The sequence below is a fragment of the Bacillus sp. CH_48 genome, from assembly GCF_038008465.1.
Classification (GTDB): Bacteria; Bacillota; Bacilli; order Bacillales; family Bacillaceae_G; genus Bacillus_A; species Bacillus_A thuringiensis_S.
Genome location: NZ_JBBOZF010000001.1, coordinates 4244550 through 4261617 on the forward strand (window position 1 = coordinate 4244550; position 17068 = coordinate 4261617).

Below are 17068 nucleotides of genomic sequence, written 5' to 3' on the forward strand. Positions count from 1 at the left end.
AAATCTATGAATCAGGAAGAACTCGATAAAAAATTAAAGAAACAAGAGATTTTAGTAAAAGATGAAAAAGTTTGGTCGTATACGTATGAGGATCATATTAGTTCTATCGTTAAACAAGCAGAACAGAAAGGAGCTTTTGATAATTTACCTGGTAAAGGTAAACCTCTTAATCTCGATAAAGATCTTTCTTACAATCCTGAAAAGCAACTTTATAGAACTTTAGCAAATAATCATATTTTGCCTAGGTGGATTGAGCTTTCAAAAGAAATTGAAGATTTAAAAGAAAGACTAAAAGAAAATACAAATACGGCAGAAGCAGCGGAATTAATTCGAACTATCAATAAAAAGGTTTTAGAGCATAATTTACTTTGTCCGACAAGCGCGCAAAAAATGAGGGTGAAAATGGATTTTTAACGATTTTCAATTAAGCTATCGCTTACTATATAATTAAGTTAGGCATTTTCAATTCGTTACTAAAGGGAGGCAAATGTAGTGAAGAATACGTATCAACTTCAAATTCCGAAAGAACTAGAACAGTATCGTAGTATTTTAGAAGAAAGTGTGAAACCGTATGTTAAAGTGTCTGGAACATTAGCAGAGACAACGCTTTTTGAAAGTAAGTTTGGTGGTTATCCGTATTTACCTATAGATCAAGAGCATCCTAAAGACTCAAATGGACAACCTATGATGCTACTTGCGCAGTTAAACTTTGAAGAAATGCCGCATGTTGAATATATGCCTCAAAAGGGATTGTTACAGTTTTTCGTAAGTCCTGAAGAAGATCTTTTTGGAGCAGATTTTGATCATCCCACAAGCCAAAAAGACTTTCGAATTGTTTATCATTCTACAATCACAGCGGATTTAACTAAGGTGATTACTGATTTTAGTTATTTAAACACTTTACATTTAGAGAATTTTATCATACCCGAAGCAGCAAAACTAAAGTTTGAGTTGGCATATCAACCAGTAACACCAAGAGATTATCGATTTGAAATGATTTTTAGTGATAACATTGATTGGGAAGAGATTGTTGATGAAGAAAATAATATAGAATTAGGCGAACTGTATGATGATTTATGTAAAGATCAAGGACATAAAATTGGTGGATATCCATTTTTCACACAGACAGATCCCAGAGAATGGGAAGAAAAATACCAGCAACATGACATATTATTGCTGCAAATCGATACAGACGATTCATTAAATATTATGTGGGGCGATTCTGGGGTTGCTAATTTCTTTATACGTAAGGAAGAGCTGTTAAATCTAGATTTTTCCAATGTCATTTACAATTGGGATTGTTACTAGAAGATATAAATAAATTAATAGCAAACAAAAAATCTTCCTGAAGGTGAGGAGGATTTTTTATGTTAAAAATAAGCGTTATGTTAACTAGAATAAAAAACAATGAGTGTAATGAAAGTCAAGCCTAAATAACAGAAATAACAACAAATAATGTAAAGTTGTAAAACGTGTGCAAATAGCAATAAGTTCATTAAGTAAAACATAAAATAAAATTACTAATTTATATTTTGTATAGAAATAATTTTTCTGTATAAAAATTTCTTGCCGATCAAAAATGATTTGGATTCGTTAAATCTTAAGCGATTATTGAGTAAGATTTGCTGTGATGAATTTATAACAAATAAAAACGATAAAAACCGAAGAAATTTGTTTAGATAAGATTTCATATGAATCTCACTAAAAATCTCCGTTTCGTCTCATTAAGTATAGTTTACTTGGTTTTTGATACCTGTAATCGCTTTGTCTCTATAACTACCTATAATATATATTATGTTAACTAACTTTAAATAATAAACTTGTTATAAATAAGTCAGTTTTGTGATTAGCCTCCCCTTGTTCTTTTTAATCATTCTGTGTGATGGATTGTTTAGTTGTTTGTTTTATAAGTTGTTGATGAAAATGTCTCCAGATATAAATTATATTTAAGACAATAAAAAATGCAATTCGTTTTAACTGAACGCATTAAACGAATTGCATTGATATGATTACGGATAAGTTCTTAAAATTAGTTTGCTATAGCAATTGCTTCAATTTCAATTAATAAGTTATCGTTAATTAACTTTCTAACTTCGACAGCTGAACTTGCTGGTGGATTCTTAGTGTCAACGTATTGATCTCGTATATCTCTAACAATGGCCATTTGAGAAATATCTGTTAGGAAAAATGTTAATTTTACTACATCATTAAATCTTAATTCCGAAGTTTCTAATGCACTTTTAATATTTTCGAAAACTTGTCGCGTTTGTGTAGCTAAATCACCAATGCCAACTATTTGACCATCAGTGTTAATCGCTACTTGTCCAGATATGTAAATTGTTCGTTTAGCGTTACTAACTTCCACTACATGTGAATATCCAAAAGTTGGTGGCATCGTTTCTGGATTGATAAATTTCTTTTGCAAGGTGTCTCTCTCCTTTTTTATCAAGAAAATTGTAAAATCTATGTATTTACTATATTCAATCAATAAAATTAAGAATCCTTTATGATTTAAAAATAAAAAACCTTAGAATAGCTATCTCCATACCTATTCTAAGGTTTTTTAGGATTTTATATTTAGTTATCGCTAGTGGACATTGTTAAATTAATCTTTTCATAATCTCTTTTAAATTGATTATCATTTTTTAGCCAACGTTTGAAAGCCGATTCGCTTATTTCTAAATTTGAACAAGTTGTAGCATTACATTTATTTTTCATATATTCTTCAAGGGAATTTTGTTTTCTTTGTTTAACGGCAGTTTGAGTTTGTTTTAATTTTCGATCTTGTAATTGATCTAAACTCAGACTTTCTTTCTGAAACACTTCATATTTTCTATGCAAATAAATATCTTTGTCTTTATAAATCCAATTTGAAAATAGTTGTATTGATTTTCTTCCAGATAAAATAACGCGATAATGTTTGTTTTGATTTAGTAAATCGGCTCGTAAATTGCGATTTTGAAGAATTTGATGTAAAGAATTCATAAAGTTATATGATCCACCTACGAAATTAACTGTATAAGTTTCATACTTGACGTAACCATCCCCATCAAGTTAAATGATTTACATGGCATAATTCCGTGTATGTTCATAAGGTCGTCTTTTATTGTTTTGCTATTAATATTTAGCATGTATACGCTTGTTTTTTTGTTTTGATAAAGTGGCTGGTTTGTTTTTAGTTCTTTTTTTATATTTTCTAAAATATAACTTTCTTTTTGAGATATACTGACACATTGATTTTCTTTCTGTATAACACCATCTGCTGCTATAAACCCTAAAATATAAGCCATATTGTTTGACCACGTTTTAAAGTAATCTTCTGTTATGTCATACTTTCTCTTCCAACTCCCTATAGCGCGCCTTGGTACGTTATTGTCTGATAAAACCATACGAATATACCTTGCAGACACATTAGCAAGCACAGCGATTTCTGAGGTGCTCTTCCCTTCAGTATACAAATGCATGATTTCAGATTTTGATAGTTTACATTTTGATTTCTTTTTTCGCTCTATGTGCACTTACATCCTCTCCTTCCTTTCTTTTATTAGAGACATATTTTCTTCTATAACATACAACGAAACATATGTTCTTTGTTGCGTATAAGAAGGAATTTACTAAATAAAAACAATTTACATGTACTTAATATTTGTCTTAGCTGCTGCTGTGCGATTTGTACTTTATAGATACAAATAATGAATTTGACGGATTTATGAAATACAAGGCATTTTAGATGAAAGGTAAAATAATATAGTTTAAACTACAAATAGCTACAATAACAACATACGTAAATTGTTAATCGTAAAAAGGAGAACGAATGAATAAGAAATATACAAATCAAATTCATACTGATATGAGTTTTAAACCGAAAGATATTATAAGTTTAATGACGGATTACTTTAAAATAAAATCAAAGCTGCGTCCTATAAAGGGTTTGCCTATCGTTTTATCAAATAAAGATAATGAACCGTTAGAGAGTGTTACATGGTTTGGCCATTCTGCTTCTCTTTTGAAAATAGAAGGTAAAAAACTGTTATTAGACCCTATGTTTGGAGATGCCTCTTCCCCATTTCCTTTGTTTAATAGTAAACGCTATAGTGGTGTTTTTTCTTTAGAACGTGATGACCTTCAAGAAATTGATGCGATTATCATTTCTCATAATCACTATGATCATTTGAATTACAAAAGTATTATGCAGTTAAAAGATCGAGCAAAGCACTTTTATGTTCCAACTGGAGTTGCACAATATCTTATTAAATGGGGTGTTTCGCCTAGTAAAATTAGTGAGCATAATTGGTGGGACGAAATTACGTTTGATAATATTAAGTTAGTATGTGCGCCTGCAAGGCATTTCTCTGGACGAAGTATGACAGATAGAGATTGTTCATTATGGTGTTCATGGCTTATCCTTGGTCAAGAGACTAAAATTTTCTTTAGTGGCGATAGCGGTTATGCCCCTCACTTTAAGGAAATTGGTGATAAATATGGTCCATTCGATCTTACATTGATGGAATGCGGACAATATGATCCGAGGTGGTCTGCGATTCATATGTTGCCTGAAGAAACTGTACAAGCTCATATTGATGTACAAGGAGAATTACTTCTTCCGATTCATTGGGGTGCTTTTACATTAGCATTACACGAATGGAGTGATCCGATAGAGCGTGTTACGAAAGAAGCTAACCGTTTAGAAGTTAAAATTACAACGCCTCAAATTGGCGAATCTATTACGTTAAAATCTACAAACTATCCTTCAACAGCTTGGTGGAGAGAAATTTAATTATAAATAGAAAAAGAGCGAACTCTCTTATAAGGAATTCGCTCTTTTTCTGTATTTAAACTTATTTCACTATATTTGATTTCCCGCTATCTAAAATTCTATTTGCTGGTACACTGGACATTTCAATCACTGTATTCATACTTTTATCAGTTAGTTCAATGAGTTCGTTTTCGTGATTGATTTTCTGTAAATCCCACACCATTCCATGGAACTCGTTATGCTGTCCACTTACCTTTACAATACTTTTCGTTTTATTTGTAGGTTGTATTTGAAGGTTTGTAAATAGGTTACCACTAATTTCATTTGGCGTTTTTACATTACTATCCATAAAAATCATATTTACACAATCTTCGAGAGAGAAGTTCATAAAACGGTTGGCATTTATCCATGCATGTCCAGATTGTGGTTTCTTTGCTACTAATTTCACCCCAGTTTCCATGCCTACAACTTTTATATTTTCAAAATTAATAAATGAAATTTCATTTTCCTTCCCACCAGAATACAAAGAAATGCCGGTACCTTTATTCGTTTCTGTCCAATTGATAATATTTATATCTTTTATTTGTGTTTTGTGCCAAGTGTTATAATACTTATTTTTTCCGTCTAAATATATAACTTCAGAATTAAATTTAGGATCATCTATAGCTATATAAGCTCCTTCAATAGAAGCGTTTTTTTCTAATTCTAGAACTCTAAAATTACCTTCAACAACAAATTGTGTTCCATAACCAAATAATAACTTTACACCCTGTTTCACTACGATTGGTGACGTAATTTTATACTTCTTATCATCAAGCAATACTGTTTTAATTTTACTAGATTCTGCTTTATTAATAGCAGATTGTATTTTGTTTGAATCATTTTTACCTTTAAAGTCTTCTACATACACCTTATCATTTTTAGCTAAACCTTCTTTTTTGTTGTATTGATAAAAAGCAATAGTAATTAAAACGATACCTATGAGTAAAATAATTATTTTCTTCATCACACTCATCCTCATATAAATTTTCTCCTTAGCTACTCTTCGAATAATCTATGGCTTTTATATTTAGGTGATAATTATTTTGCTGTGTATGATAGATTACGATTCTTACTTTTTATAATGGAATTATATTATCTATAGAGTTGTCCTGCTTAGCTAATTCTTTATTCCTATAATCTATTAATTTATGATTAGATAAAATAAAATTATGCTCTAATATTAATTCATTGTGGAGCACTTCAACTAAAAATTTAGGTATCATCTCTCCTACACCGTAATTATAGTCACTAAGAATCCAAGAAACCTCTTTCCAATCTAAAATTCCTTCTGAGACTTTTTTTGGAGTGTGATATGTAAATTCATGAAGTAACTCTACTAGATAAACATAAATACCGCCAGAATATGAAGAATCCTCCCATTTAATAATGCCTTTAAATTGAATTTGGTCATACGTAACTTTTATATTAGTCTCTTCCTTTATTTCACGAATCGCATTTTCTAAAGGTGTTTCTCCCTTTTCTATCTTTCCTCCTACCCCATTCCATAATCCTTTTACCGGATCATATTCTCTATTTAACATAAGTATCTCTTCATTTCTTTTTATAAAACATAAAGTGTGCTTGTACATAATGTGATTCCTTCCTCCGTTTTTAATAAGCTCTTACTGGAGATATAAGATGGATTGCTGCAGATTGCTCTCCTGCTTCAATCAATATCGGTCTCATAGAACCGCCAAAGCTTAAAGTAATCATTTCTTCTTTTATTGCTCTTAAAGCATCAACCATAAAACGCCCATCGAAAGATATATTTAATTGTTTTTCACCTTGAATCGCATCTATTTGTTGCGTTTCGGATATTTGCCCAATTTGAGAAGCGTTTGAAGAAATTTTAATTGTAGATTCGTTTATGATTTCTAAGTTAACATTGTTATTGGCCCATTCACTTGCTAATAAACTTGATCGATCTACACCTTGTAATATCTTTTTTCTATCTATGTTAATAATCGTTTTAAAGTCATTTGGAATAAGGTTAGAAATATTAGGATATTTCCCTTCAATTAGTCTTGAATATAATGTAGTTGTTCCAAGCGTAAATATAATATGACTCTCTGAAAGGTAAATATATACGAATTCCGAATTGCTGTTCATTAATTTTAGAAGTTCACTAATGGTTGCGCTTGGTACGATACAATTTGCTTTTACATCTGAGGAAAGTCGCGTTTCACGTATCGCTAGTCTATGTGAGTCAGTTGCAGCACAAATAAACTTATTATTAGATAACTCTATATGCACCCCAGTAAGAACAGGTCTAGATTCATTTTTCGCTACCGCAAAGACTGTTTGTTTAAATACTTCAATCAATTGCTCTGTCTCTACCTTGATTTCTGCATGATTGTCTATAAGCGGTACATTCGGAAACTCATCTGCAGGAAATCCATTTAAACTTAATGTGATTTCTTCTGATTGTATCTTAATAATTTGCTCATTCTTACTTTTTATTGCTATATCACTTGGCATTTTCTTTATTATTTCAATGAAATACTTTGCAGGTACAACAATAGTTCCTGCCTTTAAAATAGTTGCAATTTTTTCGTCTTCAATTGAAACAGGAATGAATTTTTCAATAAAAATATTCGAGTTACTTGCAATTAAAGTAATTCCAGATTGATCTGCAGTTATTTTTATACCAGATAATATAGGAATTAAAGATTTTGTTGATATCGCTTTGTTAACTTCTGAAAGTGCTTGAGTAAATTGTTTGTGATTAACGATGAACTCCATGTTTTCCCCGCCTTACATGAGATAATATTTTTATGAAGATTGATGAACGATTGTTCCGTTAAAAAAATAAGGTACTGTTTCTTTCTTTTGTAATAAATCTAGTAAATGTTCTGGTATGCGTAAATACGGTGCTGCTATATGTAATTCCATCCAAGTAATCTCTTCGATTTCTTTTGGTCTTGATATATATGTCTCCCCGCCGATTATTTCGCCTAGAAAATTAAAGAAAATTGCATGATGATCTCTTTCCTCGAAAAAGGCTTCGCTGATAGAACAAATCCCTTTTACGTTTATATGTAACCCTGTTTCTTCTTTTACTTCTCGAATTACTGCTTCTTCCAATGTTTCTCCTAATTTAACTGCGCCACCTGGTAATGTATAATAAAAACCATTTTCTCCTTTGTTTTTTACCATTAAGATCTTTTCGTTTGTTTTATCGTACAAAATCGCGTATGTAACATTAACTTTTTTCATATGTACCTCCTCTATTTTTAATAAAAGGAATTTTCTGTCTTCTATCCATTCTACCATTAACTCCTTTTAATATATATAAGTTAGTTAAGTCTTGCCTTTACCGCTATTGGTGGAGTTAATAAGAATGGGCCACTGATATATAAAGAAAGAACGTATCTTAGGAAGATTATCCAAAGAACGTTCTTGAAGTTTTAGCATGAAAATTGATTAAATTAAAACTAAAATTAATAATAACCTCGCCTTGATTACATTTGTATTCCAAATACTAATGTTAACAAATTCTATATACTTTTTAGCCGTTTTTCTAAATAATAATGATTATGTCCTTTCGGATGATCTTCACTTACTCCAATTACTTTATATCCATGTTTCTTATAAAAATCAGGAGCTTGGAAACTAAAGGTATCTAAATTAATTAACCTACACCCTTTTTCAATTGCAAATTCTTCAATAAGCTTTATTAACTTGTTTCCGTAACCTTCATGCCTATATTCTTCAGAAACCCATAGAAAGTCAACGTGTACATGGTGCCAAAAAATTATTGCTGTTACCCCACCTACGATTTCTTCTTTTTCATTTCTTACTATGAAACTAACCTTTTCTGAAGGTGTTTTTTCTTCATCTGCGAGATATTTTTGATTATATTCAATTACTTTCTCTCTTATGTAATCACTATCTTCTTGTACCCACTGCTGTACTATTTTCATTTTAAGTGTCACGCTCCTTTTTACTTATCTATTCAATTTTATAATGATATTGTCCTGTCTTTAATGAGTTAGTAAAGAAGCAAAGTTAATGGAATAAAAAAGAGCCCTAACATGAGGACTCTTTTTAAAATTAAGCAACTTTCCGATGTAAATGTTTTAGTTCCTTTTTCTTTTCTGCAGTTGGTGGACGGATTAATATTGAAATAATGAAGGAAATAACACTTAAAACACCGATTATAATGAAAGTTGGTTGAAATCCCCCGAGTATCGCTCCAATAAATGATCCTGCAAGCGCACCAAATCCGAAACCTTGGTAGACAATGCCGTAATTTGTACTATGGTTTTTTAATCCAAAGAAATCTCCGACAATAGCTGGGAATATAGTTATATTACCACCGAAGCAAAAGGCGACACTTGCTACACAAGCAAAATAGATTCCGTAATTTAGCGGAATAAAACTTAAAGTAAAGACTGACAATCCTATAATAATAAACGTTGCAGAGACAATTTTCATTCGGCCGATTTTATCTGATAGCGTCCCAAGAATAATTCTACCTACTGTATTAAAGATTGCAATCATAGCAACGGCGTTTGCAGCGGTTGCTGCGCTAAGTCCAACGAGTTGTACGCCGATATCTTTTACCATACTTATTAAATACAAACCACCCATACACGAGGTGAATAACATAAAAAATAGGAGATATACTTGTTTCGTTCGCATCATTTCACGCGGAGTATAGTCATTGTGTAATGTTTCAGTTACAGCATTACTTACAATTGCCTCACGTAAGAAGAACGATCCGATTAACACTAAAAGTAACACGATAATACCCCAATATAAGAATGCTTGTGATACACCAAGGTTATCGATAAGATTTCCGTTTATATATCTAAAGATTAAGCTGCCCATTCCATACGCTGATACAGATATACCTGAAATAAGCCCTTTCCGATTTGGAAACCATTTAATTAAATTAGATAGTGATGTAATATAAGCTGTTCCATCCGCATAACCAACAACGACACCAGCTAATAAATATAATAGTGGTAAAGAAGAAACTTGTGAACTAAGTATTAAGCCGAGTCCTAAAACAATTCCTGCAGTAGCAATAAGTTTTCGAAGTCCTAATTTTTTCTGCAACTTTGCTGCAAATAAAGTTGAGAATGATAAAGAAAAACTTGTTATGGAGAAAGTTATCGCTACTGAATTAAGATTCCATCCAAACTTACTTACAAGGGGTTGATTAAATAAACTCCATGTATAAATTGTTCCAAGGCCAATTTGAACAATGATTGTACCTAGAACAATTAGTAACGGATTTATAGAACTTTGTTTCATACTAACTTGTCCCCTTCTTTTATCTTGACATGAATTTTCACAGTTAGTATATCCATCATAAATTACAAGATACTGTACGGAAAATGGTAATTAAGTTCATATACACAAAAAGACACTTCATAAAGAAGTGCCTTTTGCAGGTTATATCAGATATTTCTAAAGAAAGCTTTGTTAAGATAAGACATTTTCAAATGCTTATGTATATATGTTATCAAATAATTTCTTAAATGTTATGAGACTTAAGACGTATTTTTCATTCATCATATAGTCGGATGAAAAATTAATATTCGATTTCACCAAAATCTTTCGGCTGCGGTACAGTTTGCATATTAGCTGCATCTTTAGGATCGCTATAAATTGCATTTTGCTCTGTATTTACATCTTTTATATTTTGCTTTTTATTTTTGTTCACTTTATCTTTCACTTTCAATCACTCCTTTTTGTTATAGGAGTAATTATGCCCTAATACGGTTACTAAATGTATCAGCGACTAAATTACTAAATTCACGTAAATAATATAAGTAATTATCACCGCCGTAGTTATATCTTTTATTATACATTTTTGCAACAACTACATTATATTCAGGTATTACTAAAATAGTCGGTCCAGTAATCCCTAATATTTGATACGACCCTTTTGGAATACGTTCACCAAGTTCGCTTAATTGTGCAGGCTCATTTTGGATGAACCAAAACACCCCATTTTGTGGTAGCTCTTTGTTTATAAATGTTGGACTCTGCAAACTCGTAGCAATTTTTATAACTTCTTTTGGAATGATTTGTTTATCATGTATCATGCCTTGATTTAGATGAAGATTGCCCCACTGCGCAAATTCTCTAGCTGAGACAAATAGATTTTTTTCAGTACCATCATTTACTGTACCAATTCCACTTATCGGGTCTTCATTTGGATTATTAATAATTTCAACCAAATTTTCATCTTGCTGTATTCTCCATCCTGTTTCTTGAAATTTAGCAGGTTTAAAAACACGCTCTTTTAACAATTCAGGAAAACTTTTGTTATATAGCTGATAAATAAGAAGTGTCATCATTCTTACATTAATATCTCTATACGCCCATGATTGTCCCGGTTCAAATTCACGAAAAATTGTCCCGTCATTCGTTTCTTCTAATCCGTGCGAATGTGTTACTAAATGTCTTATCGTCGTTTTACCAAGCAATACAGGATCAAAGTCTTTAAAATATTTTATCGCTTCATCATCAATAGAGTTTATTTTCCCCTCATAAAGCGCATACGCTATTATTAATCCTAAATAACTTTTTCTAGCAGAAGCAACGTTAAATTGTGAAGGTGCTGTTACTTTCTTGCTTGTAGATGTATTTGAGTGATAACCACTATAATGCTCTAGCACGATTTTATTATCTTTTATAATACAAAGTGCTGCAGCAGAACTTTGATTTTTTTCTTTTATATTTTCTACCCAAGAAATCAACTTTTCGTATGTATACAAATAAATCCCCCTTAACACTAATACAAAATTACAGCATGAAAGAAAAGTATAAACAGTATTTACACCTTTCTTTCATATAAAATATTAATGATGTACTATATTTAAATAATCCACCAGTTCCAGCAATTAAAGCAACCAAAACAACCAGCGCAACCTACGCAACGTCCACCACAGCCACCACAGCCACCACATCTACCGCCGCCACAACCGCCACAGCGTCCACCACAACCTCCGCAACGACGTGCATCGTCTTGAATGTAGTAGTATGGATATTGACTTTGTTGTTGATCCCAATACACAACATTACCAGTTTGATAATCATTAAGATTTAATGTTTGTAGTTCATGTTGAAACTGATTCATTAAGAACCCCTCCATTTATAAATATAAATTCCGCCCAAATATTAAAGTTAATAAATTCTTGTGAACAAAGTAGAAACAAGACTATAGACTAAATGCGTACATCAACAAAATATGAACTTACACTAGGTGATGTACCTTGTTTTTCAGCCTATTTTCTTTATATTCATTCGATGGACGTATTTACTATAAATAAAGTGATTTAAAAATTACTAATCCAACAATTTAGTAGTTCATCACTTAACTTTCTTTCTAGTAATTCCTTCACTAAAGGCATTGGCATGATTTCATAATGATTTAAGGCTTCTTTATTACAATCTATCCATTGAAATGCTAAATGAGACTCGCTAGATTTCGGTGGTAAGTCCGTATGTAAATCTTGTGACTCTACTTCAAAAATGTGGTTAATTTCATGATGAAGCACTTCTTTATCTTGCCATTGATTTTCTATGACTCCTAAAAATTGTTGTATACTACAGTTTACTCCAAGTTCTTCTCTTAACTCTCTTATTAATGCATTCTCTGCTGATTCTCCAATTTCAACATGGCCACCAGGTAAAAAATAATGATGGCCAATATATTCAGCAACTAATAATTTTTCATCTTTTATCATGACTGCTCGTACAATATGATGAAATTTACTTTTCAATTGATATTCCTCCTAGTTATTCAATGTATAGTTGCTCAAAATAGTCATTTAGTATTGGTATAATATAAATCATAGGTGTTTCATACGGATGAATATCATTAATAACTTCAAGAGCATCTTTTACAAGTTCTCGTTTACACTTTATTTCAACTTTACATTCTTGCCCTTCGCATATTCGACCAATTTCTCCATTAAAAGGAGATGCCTCGTCTAACGGTCTCCAATATCCTTTCACTGAACTATAGGAAAGACAATGGTCATATTCGCCCGTTTTACATGCTCCAATTTTATTTAATTCATCCCTTAATGTTTCAATATATTCTTCAGGAATGAACACTTCAATTTTCACTTCAGTAAATTGCATATTTCATTTCACGCCTTTACTTCCTAATAGTTAAACAAATAAACGATATACTTGCTCGCCATCATACTCCTGTTCTAATGATTTGAAACTGTATCGTTCATATAGTTTCTTTGCAGAGATATTATCTTTATGTACGGTTAATCTAATTTCTTTACACGATTTAAAAGTATTTTTTATTATATTAATACTTTCTTGTAATGCTGCTTTTCCATATCCATTACCTTGCTGCTTTTGATCAATAATAAATCCGTTAATCCAATACATATCTGATGTCTTTCTTACAACTGCATGCATTACAAAACCAACCATAAGGTCACCAACGTATATAGCGAATGGTATGTACTCTACATTGTCACCATCTGGTTTTATATATACTTTAGCAAGCGAAACTGCTACGGATGGAACAAATTTCAACTGATTTTCTTTAACTTGTAGCTTTAATGCTTCTTCCCAATTTTCTCTCGTAACAACCTTTAACTGGACATTCAATATTGTAAGCTCCTTTATCTAGAGGGATGTATTTTTATATTCAACGCATTGAAATAATTCCCTTTTTCGACAACAACTTATAACATGATTTTTATAAAATCTTGAATGAATTTTTGTTCATCTATTTCTAATGCTATATGGGCCCCTTCAGGTATAGAGCTAGGGCGGAAATCAGCAAATGTTTGTCCTTTCGTATCTCCGTATGTATCTACATTTACTGTACGATGCACAAATTCAAAAAAACTTGGATTTACTAATCCACTTATTGCAACCACATCATGTAGCAAAGGTCCTTCGATAGATGGATTAAGTTTTTGGTATGCAGATAAATAGTAGTCATACATTGGTTTCATTATCATATGAAATGGATTCTTTGTATTAGCTTGAATATAGCTAAATACATTTGGTGTTAACACAGCTTTGTTTGTTACATTTAAAGGGAATATTAATAAATTCTTTGCTTGATGGAAAACAATTTTACTTGCTATAGGATCTCCATACACATTTGCCTCTGCTAACGGCGTAACGTTTCCTACTTCTAAAAAAACACCACCCATGAAATATATTGCTTTTACATCTAGCATTAAATCATTCCATAAATTAAAAGCAATTGCTAACGAGGTAGATCTTCCTACATCAACAATCGTTAAATCTTTTCCGTACTTTACAAGAATCGCAGCGATACTACCAAAATTGTATATTGGAATAGATAATACGCTTTCTGGAACATGGATGGGCCCTAATCCTTCTGCTCCGTGAATTTCAGGGTAGTACGTAGTAATTTCTTCTGTAAGTGGTTTTGTTGCACCACTAATGACAGGAATGTCTTGTCTATTTGCTAACTGTAAAATATACGCTGCATTATGTGCAGCATGTATATGCTCAACATTTCCGTATCCAGTTACAATACCTACAATTTCAATTTCGGGATGCAGTAAACCATACATAATGGCAAATGAGTCATCAATACCTGGGTCTCCGAAAAATAATACTTTTTCCAAGAAATACTCTCCCCTCATAAAAACATAGAGTCATCAATAACTATGTATATGAAAAAAGCAAGTATATCTATGCGAATTTTAGAATGGATAATGTTTTACAAAATATTAAAAAGGAACTAGCGTATGCTAATTCCTTTCTTAAGTAACCATTCTCAAATTTAATTAATTATCGTATCCTTCATAAATTGCATCATTTATTTGATTTTGTATTTTTTTATCATCAGGTACAGGTTTCCACCAATTTCCTGTAATAAATAACATAGTTAATAAATTATAACTATCACTAAAATAGCTTTCTCTCTTATTCTTCATCCAATCCCAACCGCTATTTACCCACTTTTGATTATTGCTACTCGTTATACTTGCAGCAATAAACGGTGAAACAAATACAGCAGTTGAATAACTACCAATATTAGATCCATTTAATTGATAACCATCCACAATTTTAGAAGGATTTCCATTCGTTTTATTTTGAATCCATGAAGAGACTTTATCAGAAATGACTTTACTTCTTTTCTCGCCGTACATCGCATAGTCCATTACAATTCTCAATGGTACCCGACTAGCATTGTAATAATATGCATTTGTATATTCTGACTCCTCTAAGAAGTCTTTAGGTGCGGGTTGTGGTGGGTTTTTTACAACGAAATCTGAAATAAGTCCTGTATTTGGAGAGTACTTATTACTAAATTGCGTATAAACATCGTACAAATTATTAATAACAGTAAGCCAAGTTTTATCACCTGTAAATTCATAAAATGCTCTAAGGTGTGACATCATCCAATCAGATGGCCTCGTATCAAGTGAATTTTTAGAATCCCAATCTCCTAAATTTAGTCGGCTATTATTTGTAACATTACTAGCTTTAATACCTTTTGTAATCATGTCTTGTGCTTCTTTTAAATAATTAACTGTTCCATTTGATCCCCACTGCTTATGAGCAAGAAGAAGAGAATACGCAATATCTAAATCCCCATCAGTAGCAGAATCAAAATGACCTTGTGCTTTTTTACTATCTGCGACAACCCATCCCATTAAATTAGGATTTTGAGAGCTTTTAAAAGTTCTTGCTGTTTTAAATAAACCATCATAGATTTTTTGGGCATTCGAATCGTAACCAGCCATTAATACTGTAATTATCATCCCATACCCTTGACCTTCTGAAGTTCCAAGTGGCTTAAACCCATCCGCATCACCCGTAATCTCTCCTTTTACGTAATAACCACCAGGTAAAGAAGATAAATCATTTTTCAAATATTTCTTTTTCCAATTATCGTAGTAACTTCTTACAGAAGCATTTAAACTTTCCTGTGTAACATGAGTAGGTTTTATAACACCTGCATAATTAACTTGCTGGGGAAATGGTTTCATTTCCTTTGCAGCAGCTACTTGTTGATTAACTACGGGAATAGAATTTTGTACTGAATTGTCCGTTACATTTGCTGCGAAACTAAAACTAGAAAAACTAGCTAGACCGATTCCTATAATAGAAATACATGTGAAAATATTTCTTTTTCCATTCATTATGTTGTCATCTCCTTTTAAAATGCTTACTACATAAAATGTAACATACAATATTTAACTGAAATACAAAATATTATATTTATCAACATAAGAAAGAAACTATATGAAAAAGTATCATAAAATTATTATTGAATTACGTTATACGGATTGATTATTTGCTAAATTCCTATGTTTTTCTTTTCTTAATACTGGTATATGAGCAATCACAATACCAAGTATAGTAATCCCTCCGCCAATTATCGAAACTAAAGTTGGCACTTCTCCTAACCATAACCAAGCAATAAAACATGCAGTTACTGGGGTTAAATATAGAGAGCTTGTTGCCTCAGCAGCACCAGCATGAGATATGATATAGGCCAATGCGATATATGGGAGTACTGTTGGAAATAAGCCTAAATATAAAACACTCACATTCACTTCAAGAGGAGCTGCTAGTATTTCTTGATACATTCCCGGTAAGAAAATAAGCATACATACAGTACTAGATAAAATTGTATATATGGTAAATGGTAAGAAGCCGTACTTTTTTAAGTAAGAAGTTTGAAAAACAAAATATAGGCTTTCTGAAATCGCTGCTAATAATATAAATAATCCCCCACTATTCAATTGAATAGCATCTCCTTGACTAAATGATATGAGAGCAATTCCTATAAAACTAATTACACCACCGATCCAACCATTTAATTTCATTTTTTCGTTTAAAAATATAGAAGCAAGAATTGCCGTTACTATAGGTGTGACCGAAACAATTAAACTTGCAGAACCAGCATTTACTGTTTTTTCGCCGTAGTTTAATGCAATGTGATAAAAAGTGAATCCTAAAGCACCGAACATAAAAATTGCTGGGATATCCTTTAAATCCGGTAGCCGTAACTTGTAGATAAAAGAAAACAACAGAAGTATAAATGAAGCGATTAATAAGCGTAGTAAAGTAAGATGCTCAGGTGTATAAGATTCAAGCCCCATACGAATTGCCGGAAAAGCAGTTCCCCATATAAGAATCGTAAACGCGTGTGCATATATAATGCGTAAATCCCATTTTTTATTATGCATGTTTTCTCTCCCTTTCTAATAAACCAACCATTTTTAAATTACCAATTATTTCTTTTCATCATATTTAATAGTTGATACAATGTCTTCAACCAGTTAT

19 protein-coding genes and 1 pseudogene are annotated in these 17068 nt (G+C 31.7%); 3 read left to right on the forward strand and 17 right to left on the reverse strand.

Annotation, left to right across the window (positions count from 1 at the left end):
- Nucleotides 1–6 precede the first annotated feature (6 nt).
- A complete protein-coding gene (locus tag N2V92_RS21395; protein ID WP_001070924.1) occupies nt 7–414 on the forward strand; it encodes a DnaJ family domain-containing protein in 408 nt (135 codons plus the stop codon).
- A 78-nt stretch (nt 415–492) separates the two neighbouring features.
- A complete protein-coding gene (locus tag N2V92_RS21400; RefSeq protein WP_000799798.1) occupies nt 493–1308 on the forward strand; it encodes a YwqG family protein in 816 nt (271 codons plus the stop codon).
- 721 nt (nt 1309–2029) lie between these two features.
- Here the strand turns inward: N2V92_RS21400 and N2V92_RS21405 are convergent.
- Nucleotides 2030–2425, reverse strand: a complete 396-nt coding sequence (locus tag N2V92_RS21405; RefSeq protein ID WP_016077585.1) for a RidA family protein — start codon at nt 2423–2425, stop codon at nt 2030–2032.
- A gap of 152 nt (nt 2426–2577) precedes the next feature.
- Nucleotides 2578–3518: pseudogene (locus N2V92_RS21410) on the reverse strand (LAGLIDADG family homing endonuclease).
- 296 nt (nt 3519–3814) lie between these two features.
- Here N2V92_RS21410 and N2V92_RS21415 point away from each other — a divergent pair.
- Complete coding sequence (locus N2V92_RS21415; protein ID WP_001037075.1) at nt 3815–4777, forward strand: MBL fold metallo-hydrolase; 963 nt, start codon at nt 3815–3817, stop codon at nt 4775–4777.
- Between the two features lie 61 nt (nt 4778–4838).
- Here N2V92_RS21415 and N2V92_RS21420 read toward each other — a convergent pair whose 3' ends face one another.
- From N2V92_RS21420 to N2V92_RS21490, 15 genes are all read right to left on the reverse strand, one after another.
- Entirely contained in the window at nt 4839–5777 is a 939-nt protein-coding gene (locus N2V92_RS21420) for a hypothetical protein (protein WP_016077588.1), read from the reverse strand.
- Between the two features lie 97 nt (nt 5778–5874).
- Nucleotides 5875–6387 carry an NUDIX hydrolase gene (locus tag N2V92_RS21425; RefSeq protein WP_002082688.1) on the reverse strand — a complete coding sequence of 171 codons (513 nt, stop codon included), beginning with the start codon at nt 6385–6387 and terminating at the stop codon, nt 5875–5877.
- A gap of 22 nt (nt 6388–6409) precedes the next feature.
- Entirely contained in the window at nt 6410–7540 is a 1131-nt protein-coding gene (gene dnaN, locus N2V92_RS21430) for a DNA polymerase III subunit beta (protein ID WP_000394476.1), read from the reverse strand.
- A gap of 30 nt (nt 7541–7570) precedes the next feature.
- Nucleotides 7571–8014, reverse strand: coding sequence for an NUDIX hydrolase (locus N2V92_RS21435; RefSeq protein WP_016077589.1), 444 nt, complete (start codon nt 8012–8014; stop codon nt 7571–7573).
- 281 nt (nt 8015–8295) lie between these two features.
- Nucleotides 8296–8721 (reverse strand): GNAT family N-acetyltransferase, encoded by a 426-nt coding sequence (locus N2V92_RS21440; protein ID WP_000706899.1) that lies wholly within the window; start codon nt 8719–8721, stop codon nt 8296–8298.
- A gap of 130 nt (nt 8722–8851) precedes the next feature.
- On the reverse strand, nt 8852–10060 hold the full coding sequence (locus N2V92_RS21445; protein ID WP_000814378.1) for an L-lactate MFS transporter: 1209 nt from the start codon (nt 10058–10060) through the stop codon (nt 8852–8854).
- A 280-nt stretch (nt 10061–10340) separates the two neighbouring features.
- Nucleotides 10341–10484, reverse strand: a complete 144-nt coding sequence (locus N2V92_RS21450) for a hypothetical protein (protein WP_016077590.1) — start codon at nt 10482–10484, stop codon at nt 10341–10343.
- A 31-nt stretch (nt 10485–10515) separates the two neighbouring features.
- On the reverse strand, nt 10516–11532 hold the full coding sequence (locus N2V92_RS21455; RefSeq protein ID WP_016077591.1) for a serine hydrolase domain-containing protein: 1017 nt from the start codon (nt 11530–11532) through the stop codon (nt 10516–10518).
- Between the two features lie 101 nt (nt 11533–11633).
- Nucleotides 11634–11894: a heterocycloanthracin/sonorensin family bacteriocin gene (locus N2V92_RS21460; protein WP_016077592.1), complete on the reverse strand. Its 261-nt coding sequence runs from the start codon at nt 11892–11894 to the stop codon at nt 11634–11636.
- A gap of 199 nt (nt 11895–12093) precedes the next feature.
- Nucleotides 12094–12540 carry an NUDIX domain-containing protein gene (locus tag N2V92_RS21465; RefSeq protein WP_000836826.1) on the reverse strand — a complete coding sequence of 149 codons (447 nt, stop codon included), beginning with the start codon at nt 12538–12540 and terminating at the stop codon, nt 12094–12096.
- A 16-nt stretch (nt 12541–12556) separates the two neighbouring features.
- Nucleotides 12557–12904, reverse strand: coding sequence for a divalent cation tolerance protein CutA (gene cutA, locus N2V92_RS21470; protein WP_001160789.1), 348 nt, complete (start codon nt 12902–12904; stop codon nt 12557–12559).
- Between the two features lie 30 nt (nt 12905–12934).
- On the reverse strand, nt 12935–13393 hold the full coding sequence (locus N2V92_RS21475; RefSeq protein ID WP_001102680.1) for a GNAT family N-acetyltransferase: 459 nt from the start codon (nt 13391–13393) through the stop codon (nt 12935–12937).
- A gap of 77 nt (nt 13394–13470) precedes the next feature.
- A complete protein-coding gene (locus tag N2V92_RS21480) occupies nt 13471–14394 on the reverse strand; it encodes a nucleoside hydrolase (protein WP_000416781.1) in 924 nt (307 codons plus the stop codon).
- 162 nt (nt 14395–14556) lie between these two features.
- Nucleotides 14557–15918: a glycosyl hydrolase family 8 gene (locus N2V92_RS21485; protein WP_001013608.1), complete on the reverse strand. Its 1362-nt coding sequence runs from the start codon at nt 15916–15918 to the stop codon at nt 14557–14559.
- Between the two features lie 138 nt (nt 15919–16056).
- A complete protein-coding gene (locus N2V92_RS21490; protein ID WP_000551631.1) occupies nt 16057–16971 on the reverse strand; it encodes a DMT family transporter in 915 nt (304 codons plus the stop codon).
- Nucleotides 16972–17068 lie beyond the last annotated feature (97 nt).

What these genes read in the sequence shown, in the direction of transcription:
- N2V92_RS21395 (WP_001070924.1), top strand. Translation starts at nt 7, where the DNA reads ATGAATCAGGAAGAACTCGATAAAAAATTAAAGAAACAAGAGATTTTA.
- N2V92_RS21420 (WP_016077588.1), bottom strand. Translation starts at nt 5,777, where the DNA reads ATGAGGATGAGTGTGATGAAGAAAATAATTATTTTACTCATAGGTATC.
- N2V92_RS21440 (WP_000706899.1), bottom strand. Translation starts at nt 8,721, where the DNA reads ATGAAAATAGTACAGCAGTGGGTACAAGAAGATAGTGATTACATAAGA.
- N2V92_RS21490 (WP_000551631.1), bottom strand. Translation starts at nt 16,971, where the DNA reads ATGCATAATAAAAAATGGGATTTACGCATTATATATGCACACGCGTTT.
- cutA (WP_001160789.1), bottom strand. Translation starts at nt 12,904, where the DNA reads ATGCAATTTACTGAAGTGAAAATTGAAGTGTTCATTCCTGAAGAATAT.
- N2V92_RS21485 (WP_001013608.1), bottom strand. Translation starts at nt 15,918, where the DNA reads ATGAATGGAAAAAGAAATATTTTCACATGTATTTCTATTATAGGAATC.
- N2V92_RS21425 (WP_002082688.1), bottom strand. Translation starts at nt 6,387, where the DNA reads ATGTACAAGCACACTTTATGTTTTATAAAAAGAAATGAAGAGATACTT.
- N2V92_RS21415 (WP_001037075.1), top strand. Translation starts at nt 3,815, where the DNA reads ATGAATAAGAAATATACAAATCAAATTCATACTGATATGAGTTTTAAA.
- N2V92_RS21445 (WP_000814378.1), bottom strand. Translation starts at nt 10,060, where the DNA reads ATGAAACAAAGTTCTATAAATCCGTTACTAATTGTTCTAGGTACAATC.
- dnaN (WP_000394476.1), bottom strand. Translation starts at nt 7,540, where the DNA reads ATGGAGTTCATCGTTAATCACAAACAATTTACTCAAGCACTTTCAGAA.
- N2V92_RS21460 (WP_016077592.1), bottom strand. Translation starts at nt 11,894, where the DNA reads ATGAATCAGTTTCAACATGAACTACAAACATTAAATCTTAATGATTAT.
- N2V92_RS21435 (WP_016077589.1), bottom strand. Translation starts at nt 8,014, where the DNA reads ATGAAAAAAGTTAATGTTACATACGCGATTTTGTACGATAAAACAAAC.